Source organism: Saccharopolyspora gloriosae, from assembly GCF_022828475.1.
GTDB lineage: Bacteria > Actinomycetota > Actinomycetes > Mycobacteriales > Pseudonocardiaceae > Saccharopolyspora_C > Saccharopolyspora_C gloriosae_A.
Genome location: NZ_CP059557.1, coordinates 3903057 through 3917592, shown reverse-complemented (window position 1 = coordinate 3917592; position 14536 = coordinate 3903057). Strand labels below are relative to the sequence as shown.

The following is a 14536-nucleotide window of genomic DNA, read 5'->3' as shown; positions in this document are numbered from 1 at the left end:
GCAGTGGCGCTACGGTGATTACCGGAAACATGGACTCGTGTCGGGGATGTCGATGGAGAACCGGTTTCAGTCGGAGGTCGTGGTGACGGATGAGCTGTGGGCGGACGTGGTGGTCGTGGGGTTCGGCGTCGCGGGCGCGTGCGCCGCGATCGAAGCGGCTCGCGGCGGTGCCGAGGTCGTGCTGCTGGACCGGTTCTCGGGCGGCGGGGCGAGCACGCTCTCCGGCGGAATCGTCTACGCGGGCGGTGGCACCCGGTTGCAACGGGAGGCGGGCGTCGCGGACTCCGTCGAGGACATGTACGAGTACCTGCGGATGGAGACCGGCGACGCGGTCTCCGAGGCCACGCTGCGCCGCTTCTGCGAGCAGAGCCCCGAGATGATCGAGTGGCTGGAGGCGCGGGGCGTGCCCTTCGGCAGCGACCTCGCGCCGTACAAGACGTCGTACCCGAGCAACCGCCACTACCTCTACTACTCGGGCAGCGAAGCGTCCGGCGGATTCCGCGACGTCGCCCGCCCCGCCCCGCGCGGACATCGCGCCTACGGGCGCGGGACCTCCGGCAAGGTGCTGTTCGCCGCGCTGGCGGCGGCGGTGCGCGCCAGCGGCGTCCGCATCGTCGACCAGACCCGGTGCACGGAACTGATCACCGACGCCACCGGCCGGGTGCGCGGCGTGGAGTGCGCATCACTGAGCACCGCCTCCCGCCGCGTGCGACAGGTCCACCGGGTGTCGTCGAAGCTCGCCGCGAAACCCGGGATTTACGTGCCCGCGTGGGGAAAACGCCTGCACGCGGTCGCCGAACGGCTGGAGCGGCGGCACGCGCGTCCGCTTCGAGTGCGGGCCAGGCGCGGAGTCGTGCTGGCCGCGGGCGGCTTCGTGGCGAACCGGGAGATGCTGCGCCGCCACGCCCCGCTGTACCGGGGCGGGCTCCCGCTGGGAACGCGCGGTGACGACGGCAGCGGTATCCGGCTCGGCACCTCGGTGGGCGGCGCGACCGACAAGCTCGGGAACGTCTCGGCGTGGCGGTTCATCACCCCGCCGAGCCCGTTGCTCAGCGCGGTGCTCGTCGACGAGCACGGAGACCGGGTCTGCGACGAGTCCCGTTACGGTGCCGCGCTCGGCGACGCGCTGATCAACCGCCACGGTGGGCGCGGCTGGCTGCTGATCGACGCCGACCTGCGGCGCGAGACGATCCGCCGGTTGCGCGGCCAGACCGTGTGGTTCCAGCTGATGCAGACGCTGTACCTGCTGGGCAGGCGTTCGGTGAGCGCGCCGACCGTCGCCGAGGCCGCGGTGCTCGCCGGTATCGACCCGGTACGACTGCGGACCACCGTGGAGGCGCACGACAACGCCGCGGCCGGGAAGGACCCGGCGGGCAAACCGGCGGAGTTCGTGCGGCCGCTGCGCACCCCGCCGTTCACGCTGCTCGACATCTCGGTCCGGCCCAGCGTCGCCTACCCGTGCCCGATGCTGACCCTCGGCGGCCTGGTGACCGACGAGACGACCGGCGCGGTGCTGGACGAGGACCGCGCCCCGATCCCCGGCCTGTACGCGGCGGGACGGACCGCGGCGGGCATCTGCTCGAACTCCTACGTCAGCGGCCTGTCCCTCGCCGACTGCGTGTTCTCCGGCCGCAGAGCGGGAAGCCGGCTCGCACTGGCCGAGGACGGTTGAGATGCCGCGCCCACGCACAAGACCACCGGTCGTCCATGGAGGAAACGTGCTCACCAGTCAACAGCGTGCTGAGCTGGCGCTGCGGTTGTGGAACGCCGAGCGGGACCGAGTGCCGATCGCACCGCTGATCGACTCGTATCCGCAGCTGACCGCCGTCGACGCGTATGAGATCCAGCTCGGCAACATTCGCAGGCGGCTGCCCGACACCGAGATCGTCGGGCACAAGGTGGGCCTGTCGTCCCCGGTGATGCAGGCGATGATGGGCGTGGACGAGCCCGACTACGGCCACCTGCTCTCCGACATGCGGCTGTCCGAGGACGAACCGGTCGAGACCTCCCGCTACTGCTTCCCGCGGGTGGAGGTCGAGGTCGGCTACCTGCTCGGCGCCGACCTGCCCGGCGAGTCCTGCACCGAGCGGGACGTGCTGGCGGGCACCGAGGCACTGGTGCCGTCGATCGAGCTCATCGACAGCCGCATCGGCGACTGGCGGATCAGCCTCGCCGACACCATCGCCGACAACGCCTCCTCGGCCGGATTCATGCTGGGAGCGGCCAGGATTCCACCGGACGCGGTGGATCCGCGCGCGATCGACGCGGTGCTGCGTCGCGACGGTTCCCCGATCGCGGCGGGCAGTTCGGACGCCGTGCTCGGCGATCCGACGACGGCGGTGGCATGGCTGGCGCGCAAGGTCGCCGCTTTCGGCGTCCGGTTGCGCGCCGGGCACGTCGTGCTGCCCGGGTCGTGCACCCGAGCCGTCGACGTGGCCGCCGGGCAGCGCTTCGACGCCGAGTTCAGCACCGGTGGACGCAGCCTCGGTGCGGTGTCCGTGACGTTCCGATGACACGACGTTCCGACGAGGGTTCGAGGAGCTGGAAGATGAGTCCTGGCAAAGCGACCGCGGCGATAGTGGGCTCCGGCAACATCGGCACCGACCTGCTCTACAAGCTGAGCCGGTCGGAGTTGATCGAGCCGCGCTGGATGATCGGGATCGACCCGGCCAGCGAAGGGCTGCGCCGGGCGGACGAGCTCGGCGTGCGCACCAGCGCCGACGGCGTGGATTGGCTGCTCGGCCAGGACGACCGGCCCGACCTGGTCTTCGAAGCCACCTCGGCGGGAGTGCACCGCGCGAACGCGCCGCGCTACGCGAGCGCGGGCATCCGCGCCATCGACCTCACCCCGGCCGCCGTCGGGCCTGCGGTGGTGCCCCCGGTGAACATCGGCGCGCACCTGGCGGCGCCCAACCTCAACCTGATCACCTGCGGCGGGCAGGCGACGATCCCGATGGTGCACGCCGTCTCCCGCATCGCGCCGGTGAGCTACGCGGAGATCGTGGCGTCCGTCGCATCGGTCTCGGCGGGGCCGGGAACCCGCGCGAACATCGACGAGTTCACCAGGACCACCGGCCTGGGCATCGAGACCATCGGCGGCGCCGAGCGCGGCAAGGCGATCATCGTGCTGAACCCCGCCGACCCTCCCATGATCATGCGGGACACCGTTTTCTGCGCCGTCCCCGCGGATTCCGACACCGACGTGATCGGCGAATCCATCACCCGCATGGCCCGCGACATCGCGGAGTACGTCCCCGGCTACCGGCTGCTGGGCGAGCCGCAGTTCGACACCGCCGCCGACCACATCCGGGTCGCCACCTTCGTCGAGGTCGCCGGGGCCGGTGACTTCCTGCCGCCGTACTCCGGGAATCTCGACATCATGACCGCCGCCGCCGTGCGCGCGGGCGAGGAGCTCGTCCGCGCCGGCGCGCGCCCGGACATCGCAGAGGAGCGAATCTCGTGACCGAGCTGCCCAGGACGTTCTCCGAATCGCTGGACCTGCGGGTGACCGACACTTCGCTACGTGACGGTTCGCACCACAAGCGCCACCAGTTCACCGCCGAGGAAGTGCGCGACATCGTCGGCGCGCTCGACGGCGCCGGAGTGCCGGTGATCGAGGTGACCCACGGCGACGGGCTCGGCGGATCGTCGTTCAACTACGGTTTCTCCCGCACCCCCGAGCAGGAGCTGATCGCGCTGGCGGCGCGCACCGCGGTGCACGCCCGGATCGCGTTCCTGATGCTGCCCGGTGTGGGCGTGCTCGACGACATCGTGCGCGCGCAGGACAACGGCGCGGCGGTGTGCCGGATCGCCACGCACTGCACCGAGGCCGACGTGTCGGTGCAGCACTTCCGGCTGGCCAGGGAACGCGGGCTGGAGACCGTGGGCTTCCTGATGATGGCGCACTCCCAGCCGCCCGAGGCGCTGGCGAAGCAGGCCCGGATCATGGTCGACGCGGGCTGCCAGTGCGTGTACGTGGTCGATTCGGCCGGTGCGCTCGTGCTGGAGCAGGTCGCGGACCGGGTCGCGGCGATCGTCGCCGAGGTCGGCGACGACGCGCAGGTCGGCTTCCACGGGCACGAGAACTTGGGAGTGGCGGTGGCGAACTCCATCGCGGCCGCTCGGGCGGGCGCGGTGCAGATCGACGGCAGCGCGCGCAGGTTCGGTGCGGGCGCGGGCAACACTCCGGTCGAGGCGTTCGTCGGGGTGTGCGACAAGCTGGGAATCCGCACCGGCGTGGACTTCTTCGCGATGGCCGACGCCGCCGAGCGGGTGGTGCGCCCGGCGATGCCGCAGGAGTGCCTGCTGGACCGCTCGGCGCTGCTGATGGGCTACGCGGGCGTGTACTCCAGCTTCCTCAAACACGCGGAACGGCAGGCCGAACGCTACGGCGTCGACGCCGGAGACCTGCTCGTGCTAGCAGGCGAACGCAAACTGGTCGGTGGCCAGGAAGACCAGCTCATCACCCTCGCCCTCGAACTCCAAGCCGAATCCTGATTCCCCGAAGGTCACTGCTTCCTTCGCCCGGTCCTACCGGTCGAACGGGCCGTTCACTCCGCCGGCGAGGTCAGGTGAACGTCCCCGTTGCCCGGTCGCGCCGGTCAAAGGGGCCACTCGCCTGAACGCGGGGCAGTGGGGCCGGGGATGTCCAGGGTTCGAGTGCTCGACATAAACGAGAACATGTTCTAGTGTTGTTGTCGTTGTGAACGGCGATCACGCGACTTCGCGGACAGGTATTTCACTCCGGCCCACCGGTTCTGCGGCGGAACGGGTTCCAGATCGTGCTCGTGCGGCGGGCGCGGGAACGGGAGCGCTTGGATGAGCGACCAGGACGGCCAACGGGTCATCGAGGAAGTGCGGCAGCTGCTCCCGGAGCTGCGCGAACGCGCGCAGAAAGCGGAGGACGCCCGCCGAATCCCCGAAGAGTCGATGGAGGAATTGCAGCGGACCGGCTTCTTCAAGCTGCTGCAACCGGCCCGCCACGGCGGTTACGAGGCCGACCCCGTCGACTTCTACACGGCGGTGCGGCTCATCGGCAGCGCCTGCGGCTCCACCGGCTGGGTCGCCTCCATCATCGGCGTGCACCCGTGGCACCTCGCGCTGTTCACGCAGCAGGCGCAGGACGAGGTGTGGGGCGAGGACTCCAGCACGCTCGTGTCGTCCTCGTACGCGCCGATGGGCAAAGCCGTGCAGGTCGAGGGCGGCTACCGGTTGACGGGGCGGTGGAGCTTCTCCTCCGGCTGCGACCACGCCAGCTGGGTGTTCGTCGGCGGACCGGCCTACAACGACGCGGGTGAGCCCGTCGACTTCTGCACCTACCTGCTGCCGCTGGGCGACTACCGCATCGACGACGTGTGGGACACGGTGGGACTGCGCGGCAGCGGCAGCAACGACATCGTCGTGGACGACGTGTTCATCCCGGCGCACCGGGCGTTGAGCTTCATGGCGATGACCGAGACGCGGTGTCCGGGCCACGAGGTGAACACCTCGCCGCTCTACCGGCTGCCGTGGGGCACGGTGCACCCGACGACGATCACCGCGCCGATCATCGGCATGGCCCAGGGCGCCTACGACGCGCACGTCGAGCACCAGGGCAAACGAGTGCGGGCGGCCTATGCGGGGGAGAAGTCCAAAGAGGACCCGTTCGCCAAGGTGCGGATCGCCGAGGCCGCCAGCGAGATCGACGCGGCCTGGCTGCAGCTCACCCGCAACATCGCCGAGGAGTACGAACTGCTCAAAGCCGGGCAGGAAGTGCCGATGGCGCTGCGGCTGCGCGCCCGCCGCGACCAGGTCCGCGGCACCACCCGATCGATCGAGGCGATCGACCGGCTCTTCGAGAACTCCGGCGGGCGGGCCTTGGCCAGCGGCACCCCGATCCAGCGGTTCTGGCGCGACGCCCACGCCGGCCGGGTCCACGCCGCCAACGATCCCGAGCGCGCGTACACCATGTTCGGCACCGGCGAATTCGGCCTGCCGATCAAGGATTCGATGGTCTGATGGGAGAATTCGTGACCACCGCACCGGAAACGCAGATCGCCACTCGCATCGCCGAGCTGCCGTCGGGCCTGCGCTTGCAGTACCACGAGGCGGGCACCGAACATGCGGACACGGTCGTGATGCTGCACGGCGGTGGGCCGGGCGCGTCGGGGTGGAGCAACTTCAGCCGCAACTTCGAGGTCTTCGCGCGCCGGTTCCACACCATCGCCGTGGACCAGCCCGGCTTCGGCGGATCCAGCAAACCCACCGAGCACGGCCAGTACTTCACCCACAGCGCCACCGCGCTGCACGAGCTGTTCGACGAGCTGCGCATCGACCGGGCGCACCTGCTGGGGAACTCGCTGGGCGGCGGAACGGCGGTCCGCTTCGCGCTGAACCACCCCGACCGGGCCGGCCGCCTGGTGCTGATGGGGCCGGGTGGGCTCAGCATCAACCTGTTCGCACCGGATCCGACCGAGGGTGTCCGGCGGCTCTCCGAATTCGGCGCACCCCCGGGACCGAGCAAGGAGAAGCTCGAAGCGTTCCTGCGGACGATGGTGCACGACCAGTCCCTGATCACCGAAGAGCTCCTCGAACAGCGCTACGCCGCGGCCTCCTCCCCGGAGTCGCTGGCCGCGATGCGAGCGATGGGCGAATCTTTCCGCCGGGCGGAGACCTTCGAACAGGGCATGTTGTGGCGGGAGGCCTACCGCCTGCGGCAGCGGGTGTTGCTGGTGTGGGGCCGGGAGGACCGGGTGAATCCGCTCGACGGCGCGCTGCTGGCGCTGAAGCTGATCCCGCGCGCGCAACTGCACGTGTTCGGCGGCTGCGGGCATTGGGCGCAGCTGGAGAAGTTCGCCGAGTTCAACCGGATCACGCAGGACTTCCTGCTGGACTGACGACCGAGGGAGTGCGCCATGGGCATCCGTTCGCTGGGATATCTGCGGATCGAGGCCACCGACGTCGAGGCGTGGCGGGTGTTCGGCACCAAAGTCCTCGGCATGATCGAGGGCGACGGCCCGGACCCGGCGGCCGTCTACTTCCGGATGGACGACTTCCCGGCACGGCTGGTGATCGTGCCCGGCGAAGCCGACCGCCTCGCCCAGACCGGCTGGGAAGCCGCCAACGAGGCCGAGATGCACGAGGTCGCGCGCAACCTGGAGGCCGCCGGAGTCTCCTACAAGGAAGGCGACGCCGCCGACCTCGCCGACCGGCGCGTGCACGGACTGATCCGCTTCGAAGACCCCTCCGGCAACACCCAGGAGGTCTTCCACGGCGCCGAACTCCGGCACCGCCGAGTGGTGAGCCCGTACGGGCATCGGTTCGTCACCGAGGAACAGGGCCTCGGGCACGTGGTGTTGTCCACCCACGACGACGCGGCGGCGCTGAGCTTCTACCGCGACGTGCTGGGTTTCCGGCTGCGGGACTCGATGCGGCTGGCTCCGGAACTGGTGGGCAGGCCCGCCGACGGTGAACCGGCGTGGCTGCGCTTCTTCGGCTGCAACCCGCGCCACCACAGCCTCGCGTTCCTGCCGATGCCCACCCCGAGCGGGATCGTGCACCTCATGGTCGAGGTCGCCGACGTCGACGACGTGGGCCTGACCCTGGACCGCGCGCAGCGGCGGAAGGTGCCGATGTCGGCGACGCTCGGCAGGCACGTCAACGACCTGATGCTGTCGTTCTACATGAAGACGCCCGGCGGCTTCGACGTCGAGTTCGGCTGCGAAGGAAGGCAGGTCGAGGACGAGGACTGGATCGCGCGCGAAAGTACCGCGGTCAGCCTGTGGGGCCACGACTTCAGCATCGGCGCGCAGGGGTGAGGAACCTTCCGAACGGCCTGCTCGGCCGGTCGGGCGACGGAACCTCGGTGGCTTGCTCCCAGCGCCCCGGCCGGTGTGGCAGCTTTTTCCGAGCGGCCGCCACGAGGAAAAAGCCGTGCTCGTGCGGACGCCACTGAGAACCCGCCGGTGGTACTTCTGCTTTGGTGGTCACCGCTCATCGGCTTCGCCGCTGACAAGAGACAGATCAAAAGACCTTGCTGAAAGGACTCGTCGGCCATGGCCGGAAACGTCGAAGCGACACGGGAAACCGGCCCCTCCGGACTCGACCAGGCGAGCTTCCGGCGGGTGCTGGGCCGGTTCTGCACCGGCGTCACGGTCGTGGCGGGAATGGACGGTGATCGGCCGGTGGGCTTCACCTGCCAGTCCTTCGCCGCGTTGTCGCTGGATCCGCCGCTCGTGCTGTTCTGCCCCGGCCGGAGCTCCCGGACCTGGCCGCTGCTGGCGGAATCCGGCCGGTTCTGCGTGAACGTGTTGACCGATGGCCAAGAAGCGGTGAGCACCGTGTTCGGCCGCGGCGGCCCGGACAAGTTCGCCGAGATCGGCTGGCACCCCGGCCCGTCGGGATCACCCGTCCTGGACGACGTGCTGGCCTGGGCCGACTGCACGATCGAAGCCGTCCACGAAGCCGGCGACCACTACGTCGTCATCGGCCGAGTGCAGGCGCTGGGAGAGGGCGGAGCCCGGAACCCCCTGCTGTTCTACCAAGGTGCCTACGCGGGCGTCCGCGCCGAAGCAGGCCCTCTGGACGCGCTCCTGGCGTGGCCTGGCCAGGACGACTGGCTCTGAGGGGCGCGGAAGCCGTCCGGCCACTGGTCTTCACGTCACCACCGGGCTCCTGGGAAGCCTGCTCAGCGCAGTTCGTGCTTGAGGACCTTGCCGCTGGGGTTTCGGGGGAGGGTTGGGCGGAATTCGACGTGGCGGGGGAGTTTGTAGTTCGCGAGGTGGTCGCGGCAGAACGCGAGCACGTCGTGTTCGGTGAGGTCGTGGCCTGATCGTGCGACGACGTAGACCTTGCCGACCTCGCCGAGGCGGTCGTCGGCGACACCGACCACGGCGGTCTCCGCGACCCCGTCCAGCCGAGCGATCGCCTGCTCCACTTCCGCCGGGTACACGTTGAAGCCGCCGCAGATGTACATGTCCTTGAGCCGGTCGGTGATCGTGAGCCCGCCGCGGTGATCCACGCGGCCGACGTCCCCGGTGTGCAGCCAGCCGTCCGCGTCGATGGCCTCGGCGGTCTGCCGGGGCTCGTCGCGGTAGCCGAGCATGGTGTTCGGTCCCCGCAGCAGGATCTCGCCGACCGAGCCGGTGGGCACCGCGCGGCCTTCGGTGTCGGCGATGCGCAGCTCGAAACCCGCGGTGGGCCGGCCGCACGTGTTGGCCACGGTCGCGTCGTCGTCATCGGGGCGGCACATGGTGGCGACCACGGCCTCGGTCAGCCCGTAGGCGGTGAGGACCGTGGAGAAGCTCAGCTCCCGCTGCATCCGCTCGATCAGCACTACCGGCACCGATGCCGCGCCGGTCACCGCCAGCCGCAGGCTGGAGAGGTCGTGCTCGCCCCGCGCCGGTTCGTCCAAAATGGACTGGTAGATCGTCGGTGCACCGGGCAGCACGGTGATCCGCTCGCGCTGCACCAGGTCCAGGACCACGCGGGTGTCGAACACCGGCACCGGCACGATCGTCGCGCCGCGCAGCAGGCAGACCAGGATGCCCGCCTTGTAGCCGAAGCTGTGGAAGAACGGGTTCACCACGAGGTAGCGGTCCGTCGCGTCCACGCGCCCGTGGCCCGCCCACGCCTCGGCGACCGCCAGCGCCTGCCGGTGCGCGCTGAGCACGCCCTTGCTGCGTCCCGTCGTACCGGAGGTGTAGAGCATGTCGCTGAGGTCGGTGCCGCGCACCCGCGCGGCGACCTCGTCCACTCGCTCGGCGTGCACCGATCCCGCGCGGTCGCCGACGTCGGCCCAGTTCGCACAGTCGGGCGCCGGTGGTTCGGTGAACTCCACCGGCAGTCGCAACACCGTGCGCAGCGAGGGCAGCCCGGGGATCGGTCCGTCCGAGCCGGTGTCACCCGAGCGTCCGCTATTCGAGCCGACTTCACGGGAGAAGCCGACGTCCTCCGGTGCCGCCGAAAACCCCTGGCCTGAGCCGACTTCCTCGGCCGGGAATCCGCGCTCCGAGCCGGCTTCGCTCGCGCCCGCCGACCTCACGCCTCCCCGCAGTTCCGCCAACCGGTCACGCCCCAGGAACGATCCCGCCACGACCAGCGCGCTCGCCGCGCTCCGCTCCAGGACGTCCCGGGTTTCCGCGGCGGTGAACCGGGTGTTGATCGGCACCAGCACCGCACCGACGTGCAGCACGGCGAGCGCCGTCACGACCCAGTGGTGGGTGTTGGGGGAGTTCAGCGCCACCCGGTCGCCGGGCCGGACGCCCTCGGCGATGAAGAACCTCGCCAGCTCACGCACCCGTCCGCGCAGTTCCCGGTAGGTGAGCCGCACTTCCCGTTCGCCGGAGTGGTCCACCACCGCCTCGCCGTCGCCGAATTCCTCGGCGGCGCGATCCAGCGCTGCGGGCACCGTTTCGGGGACCGGCGCGGCGCCGCTCATCGGCTCAGACCCGTTCGATGATCGTCGCGGTCGACAGCGCGCCGCCCGCGCACATCGTGACCAGCGCGGTCGTGGCGTCGCGGCGTTCGAGCTCGTGCAGCGCGCTGGTGATCAGCCGGGCTCCGGTGCTGCCGACGGGATGCCCCAGCGCGATGGCACCGCCGTTGACGTTGACCCGATCCATGTCGGGGCGGTGCACGGCGGCCCAGGACAGCACCACCGAGGCGAATGCCTCGTTCACCTCGAACAGGTCGATGTCGCCGATCTTCATCCCGCTGCGTTCCAGGACCCGGCCGGTGGCCTGCACCGGACCGTCCAAGTGGTAGTACGGCTCCGCTCCGACCAGGCATTGCGCGACGATCCGGGCACGCGGACGCAGGCCGAGCGCGGCGGCGCGGTCGGCGTCGGCCAGCAGCACACCGGCGGCGCCGTCGGAGATCTGGGAGGCCGTGCCCGCGGTGTGAATTCCACCGTCCAGCACGGGTTTCAGCCCGGCGAGCGCCTGCTCGCTGGTGTCGCGCAAGCCCTGGTCGCGGGTGACGAGGGTGGTCTCGCCGGTGTCCGCGCCGTCGTCGTCGAGCACGGGTGCGCGGGTCTGCACGATCTCGCGGGCGAACCTGCCGTCGTCCCACGCGGCCCGGGCGAGCTGTTGTGAACGCAGCCCGAACCGGTCGATGTCGGCCCGGCCCAGTCCGCGTCGCGCGGCGATCCGGTCGGCGGCGAGGTACTGGTTCGGCATGTCGATGTCCCACGACCCGGGCCTGGGGCGGCCCGCGTCGGAGCCGATGTTGGCGCCCAGCGGCACCCGGCTCATCGCCTCCACTCCGCAGGCGATGCCGAAGTCGATGGCGCCGGTGCTGATCAGGCCCGCGATCAGGTGAGTGGCCTGTTGGGCGGAGCCGCACTGCGCGTCGATGGTCGTGCAGCCGGCCTGCTCCGGTAACCCGGAGTGCAGCCAGGCGGTGCGGGTGAGGTTGCCCGCCTGCTCCCCGGCCTGGGTCACGCAGCCGCCGATGACCTGCTCGACGAGTTCCGGAGCCAGGCCGGTCCGCTCCAGCAGGCCGCGTTGCGCGGTTCCGAGCAACTCCGCCGGATGCAGGCCGGACAGCCTGCCTCGGCGCTTGCCGATCGGAGTGCGCGCGGCATCGACGATCACCGGATTGCCCACGGTCGTCTCCCCTCGGTGCGAACAGCTGAGGACGAATGTAGAACGTGTTATCGCTAGCGGCAAGGGATCAAGCGCGGTCCCGGGGTCCAGCCGGTCGAAATCAGTGCTGATAGCCCGATGTGGGACGAACGGCCCGGTTAGCGGGGTTTACTTATCGGCGATGCTGTGGTTCGGTTCACATAGAACAAGTTCTCTTTCTTGATCTCATGGCTCCGCGCGTACCGCAGGAGGTTGCCGTGGTCTCCCCCCACGTCCCGGCCGGCTTCGACTTCACCGACCCCGATCTCTACGCCGAGCGGTTGCCGATGCAGGAGTTCGCGGAACTCCGGCGCACCGCCCCGGTGTGGTGGAACCCGCTGCCGCGCGGCAAAGCGGGATACGACGACGAGGGCTACTGGGTGGTGAGCAAGCACGCCGACGTCAAGGAGATCTCGCGGCGCAGCGAAGTGTTCTCGTCCTGGGAGAACACCGCGATCACCCGCTTCAACGAGGAGATGAACCGCGAGCAGATCGAGATGCAGCGGCTGATCCTGCTCAACATGGACCCGCCCGAGCACACCAAGCTGCGCAGCATCGTCTCCCGCGGGTTCACGCCGCGAGCCATCGACAGCCTCAGTGAGGCGCTCAACGAACGCGCCGAACGCATCGTGGCCGCGGCGATGGCCGGTGAGACCGGTGACTTCGTCACCGACGTCGCCTGCGAGCTGCCGTTGCAGGCCATCGCGGAACTGCTCGGCATCCCGCAGGACCACCGCAAGGACATCTTCGACTGGTCCAACCAGATGATCGCCTACGACGACCCCGAGTTCTCCATCGATCCGGCCACGGCGGCCACCGAGCTGCTCGGGTACAGCATGAACATGGCCGAGCAGCGCCGCGGCTGTCCGATGGACGACATCGTGACGAAACTGGTCAACGCCGACATCGACGGGCACGCGCTCAGCGATGACGAGTTCGGCTTCTTCGTGCTGCTGCTGGCCGTCGCGGGCAACGAGACCACCCGCAACGCGATCACTCACGGCATGCGCGCGCTGCTGGAACACCCCGAGCAGTGGGAGCTGTTCAAGGCCGAGCGACCGGCCACCACCGCCGACGAGATCGTGCGGTGGGCGACACCGGTGATGTCCTTCCAGCGCACCGCTCTGGCCGACGTCGAACTGCGTGGAGTGCCCATCAAGCAGGGGGACCGGGTCGCGATGTTCTACAGCTCGGCGAACTTCGATCCCGAGGTGTTCGACTCGCCGGAGCGGTTCGACATCACCCGCGACCCGAACCCGCACGTCGGTTTCGGCGGCACCGGCGCGCACTACTGCCTGGGCGCGAACCTGGCGCGGCTGGAGATCGACCTGATCTTCAAGGCGATCGCCGAGCAGATGCCCGACATCAAGCAGGCAGGCGAGCCGCGCCGGTTGCGCTCCGGGTGGCTCAACGGCATCAAGGAGTTCCAGGTCCGCTACCGGTGAGCCGAGTCGGGTCACTGCCTTCGCCGCCCGCTCCCGAGCAGTCACCCGTCCACGACAGCGGTGGCCTCCACCTCGACGAGCATGTCGGGTTCGGCGAGGGTGGCGACGCCGATTCCCGTGAACGGCGGCAGCGGGGTGCGGCCGAGCTTCGCGGCGGCGCGGGCGACTCCCTCCATGAACAGCGGGAACTTCTCCGGCGTCCAATCGACGAGGTAGGCGGTCAACTTCGCGACGTCGTCGAAGGTCGCCCCCGCCGCCTCCAGCGCCGTGCCGATGTTGAGGTAGCACTGCTCGACCTGAGCGGCGAAGTCGTTCGGGCCGACCTCGCCGCCGTCGGGGTCGCGGGCGACTTGGCCGGCGATGAACACCAGCTTCGAGCCGGTGGCCACCGAGACCTGCCGGTACAGGTCGACCTTCGGCAGTCCGTCCGGTTCGATCAGGGTGACGGCCATGGTGAGTGCCTCCTCGTGCTGAGCCCGCGGGCTCGTCGGACCGGAACACCGGTCTCTTGTGGTTACCGGGGAACCATAGGAGAGTGTGCGATGACGAGGAAGAACGCACTTTTCAGTGACCGAGGAACCCCATGGTGACCAAGCAGCTCAAGGGCATGCCCGAGGACGCGGACCTGACGCGGGCCGACTCGCTGGCGCGGGAGATCTTCTCCGACATCGCCAACAAGTGGGCACTGCTGATCATCGACGCGCTCGGTGAGCGGACCCTGCGCTTCACGGAGCTGCGCGCGGAGGTCGAGGGCATCAGCCACAAGATGCTCACCCAGAACCTGCGCATGTTGGAGCGCAACGGCCTGATCGAACGGACCGTGCACCCGACCGTGCCGCCACGGGTGGAGTACGCGCTCAACGAACCGGGGCGCGACCTGCGCAAGACCGTGCACTGGATGTGCGACTGGACGCACCGGTACTTCGACCACATCGAGGGATCCCGCCGCCGCTTCGACAGCTGAGCGGGTGCCCGCGCCGGTCAGGGGCGAAGCCGCGCCGAGCGGCTTCGTCAGGGCTTGTGCAGGGTCGCCATCGCTCGCTCGAACTCCCAGAAGGCCCGCATGGACGCGAGCTTGCCGTCGTCGTCCACTCGGTAGACGAAGATCCCTTCGGCGTCCATGACGGAGCCGTCGGCCAGGTGGGTCCGGATGTAGCCGATGTTGGCGACCTCGCTCCCGGCGGCGAACGAGTCGTGGACGTGGAACACGAGGCGCTCGGCCTGAGCGATCACCGTGTCCCAGAACGCCTCGATCCCGGCGCGGCCGTGATGCCCGAGTCCGGTGGGGTCCAGCGGAGATTCGCCCACCGGATCCTGGATCACGGCGTCCTCGGCGAACAACGCGAGCCATTCCTGCTTGGCGCCGCGCACCACCGCGTCCATCGAGGCGAGCGCGGCCCGCCGAGCCGGGTGCTCAGCGGTAGTGGCGGTCCAGGCGACATCCGCGTGCATGAACACTCCCAATCCATCGAGGTCGATGTCCCCGTT

Annotated in this window: 14 protein-coding genes; 10 read left to right on the top strand and 4 right to left on the bottom strand. The window is 69.8% G+C overall.

Annotated features, from left to right (window positions below; translation table 11 throughout):
* The first annotated feature begins 52 nt into the window (after positions 1–52).
* The 8 genes from H2Q94_RS16865 (at position 53) to hsaB (ending at position 8603) form a co-directional block, all read left to right on the top strand.
* Complete coding sequence (locus H2Q94_RS16865; protein WP_243788142.1) at positions 53–1672, top strand: FAD-binding protein; 1620 nt, start codon at positions 53–55, stop codon at positions 1670–1672.
* Positions 1673–1718: 46 nt separating this feature from the next.
* On the top strand, positions 1719–2513 hold the full coding sequence (locus H2Q94_RS16860) for a 2-keto-4-pentenoate hydratase (RefSeq protein WP_243788140.1): 795 nt from the start codon (positions 1719–1721) through the stop codon (positions 2511–2513).
* 35 nt (positions 2514–2548) lie between these two features.
* Positions 2549–3463: an acetaldehyde dehydrogenase (acetylating) gene (locus tag H2Q94_RS16855; protein ID WP_243788138.1), complete on the top strand. Its 915-nt coding sequence runs from the start codon at positions 2549–2551 to the stop codon at positions 3461–3463.
* Entirely contained in the window at positions 3460–4497 is a 1038-nt protein-coding gene (gene dmpG / locus H2Q94_RS16850) for a 4-hydroxy-2-oxovalerate aldolase (RefSeq protein WP_243788136.1), read from the top strand. The genes H2Q94_RS16855 and dmpG overlap by 4 nt, the downstream gene beginning before the upstream one ends.
* Before the next feature lie 321 nt (positions 4498–4818).
* Positions 4819–5997 carry a 3-hydroxy-9,10-secoandrosta-1,3,5(10)-triene-9,17-dione monooxygenase oxygenase subunit gene (gene hsaA / locus H2Q94_RS16845; protein WP_243788134.1) on the top strand — a complete coding sequence of 393 codons (1179 nt, stop codon included), beginning with the start codon at positions 4819–4821 and terminating at the stop codon, positions 5995–5997.
* Positions 5997–6875: a 4,5:9,10-diseco-3-hydroxy-5,9,17-trioxoandrosta-1(10),2-diene-4-oate hydrolase gene (gene hsaD / locus H2Q94_RS16840; protein ID WP_243788132.1), complete on the top strand. Its 879-nt coding sequence runs from the start codon at positions 5997–5999 to the stop codon at positions 6873–6875. Before hsaA ends, hsaD begins: the two co-directional genes overlap by 1 nt.
* Positions 6876–6893: 18 nt before the next feature.
* A complete protein-coding gene (hsaC, locus tag H2Q94_RS16835; RefSeq protein ID WP_243788130.1) occupies positions 6894–7796 on the top strand; it encodes an iron-dependent extradiol dioxygenase HsaC in 903 nt (300 codons plus the stop codon).
* A 237-nt stretch (positions 7797–8033) separates the two neighbouring features.
* On the top strand, positions 8034–8603 hold the full coding sequence (hsaB, locus tag H2Q94_RS16830) for a 3-hydroxy-9,10-secoandrosta-1,3,5(10)-triene-9,17-dione monooxygenase reductase subunit (protein WP_243788128.1): 570 nt from the start codon (positions 8034–8036) through the stop codon (positions 8601–8603).
* Positions 8604–8665: 62 nt separating this feature from the next.
* Here hsaB and H2Q94_RS16825 read toward each other — a convergent pair whose 3' ends face one another.
* Together H2Q94_RS16825 and H2Q94_RS16820 are read right to left on the bottom strand one after the other, a co-directional pair.
* Positions 8666–10417: an AMP-binding protein gene (locus H2Q94_RS16825; RefSeq protein ID WP_243788127.1), complete on the bottom strand. Its 1752-nt coding sequence runs from the start codon at positions 10415–10417 to the stop codon at positions 8666–8668.
* A gap of 4 nt (positions 10418–10421) precedes the next feature.
* Positions 10422–11585 (bottom strand): steroid 3-ketoacyl-CoA thiolase, encoded by a 1164-nt coding sequence (locus H2Q94_RS16820; protein ID WP_243788126.1) that lies wholly within the window; start codon positions 11583–11585, stop codon positions 10422–10424.
* A gap of 236 nt (positions 11586–11821) precedes the next feature.
* Here H2Q94_RS16820 and H2Q94_RS16815 point away from each other — a divergent pair, with 236 nt between their 5' ends.
* On the top strand, positions 11822–13048 hold the full coding sequence (locus H2Q94_RS16815) for a cytochrome P450 (RefSeq protein ID WP_243788125.1): 1227 nt from the start codon (positions 11822–11824) through the stop codon (positions 13046–13048).
* Positions 13049–13089: 41 nt separating this feature from the next.
* Here H2Q94_RS16815 and H2Q94_RS16810 read toward each other — a convergent pair whose 3' ends face one another.
* Positions 13090–13500: a RidA family protein gene (locus H2Q94_RS16810; RefSeq protein ID WP_243788124.1), complete on the bottom strand. Its 411-nt coding sequence runs from the start codon at positions 13498–13500 to the stop codon at positions 13090–13092.
* A 131-nt stretch (positions 13501–13631) separates the two neighbouring features.
* Here H2Q94_RS16810 and H2Q94_RS16805 point away from each other — a divergent pair, with 131 nt between their 5' ends.
* The gene (locus tag H2Q94_RS16805; RefSeq protein ID WP_243788123.1) at positions 13632–14012 is read left to right on the top strand and encodes a winged helix-turn-helix transcriptional regulator; all 381 of its coding nucleotides are present in this window, start codon (positions 13632–13634) and stop codon (positions 14010–14012) included.
* A gap of 47 nt (positions 14013–14059) precedes the next feature.
* Here the strand turns inward: H2Q94_RS16805 and H2Q94_RS16800 are convergent, their stop codons facing one another.
* The gene (locus tag H2Q94_RS16800) at positions 14060–14500 is read right to left on the bottom strand and encodes a nuclear transport factor 2 family protein (protein ID WP_243788122.1); all 441 of its coding nucleotides are present in this window, start codon (positions 14498–14500) and stop codon (positions 14060–14062) included.
* Positions 14501–14536 lie beyond the last annotated feature (36 nt).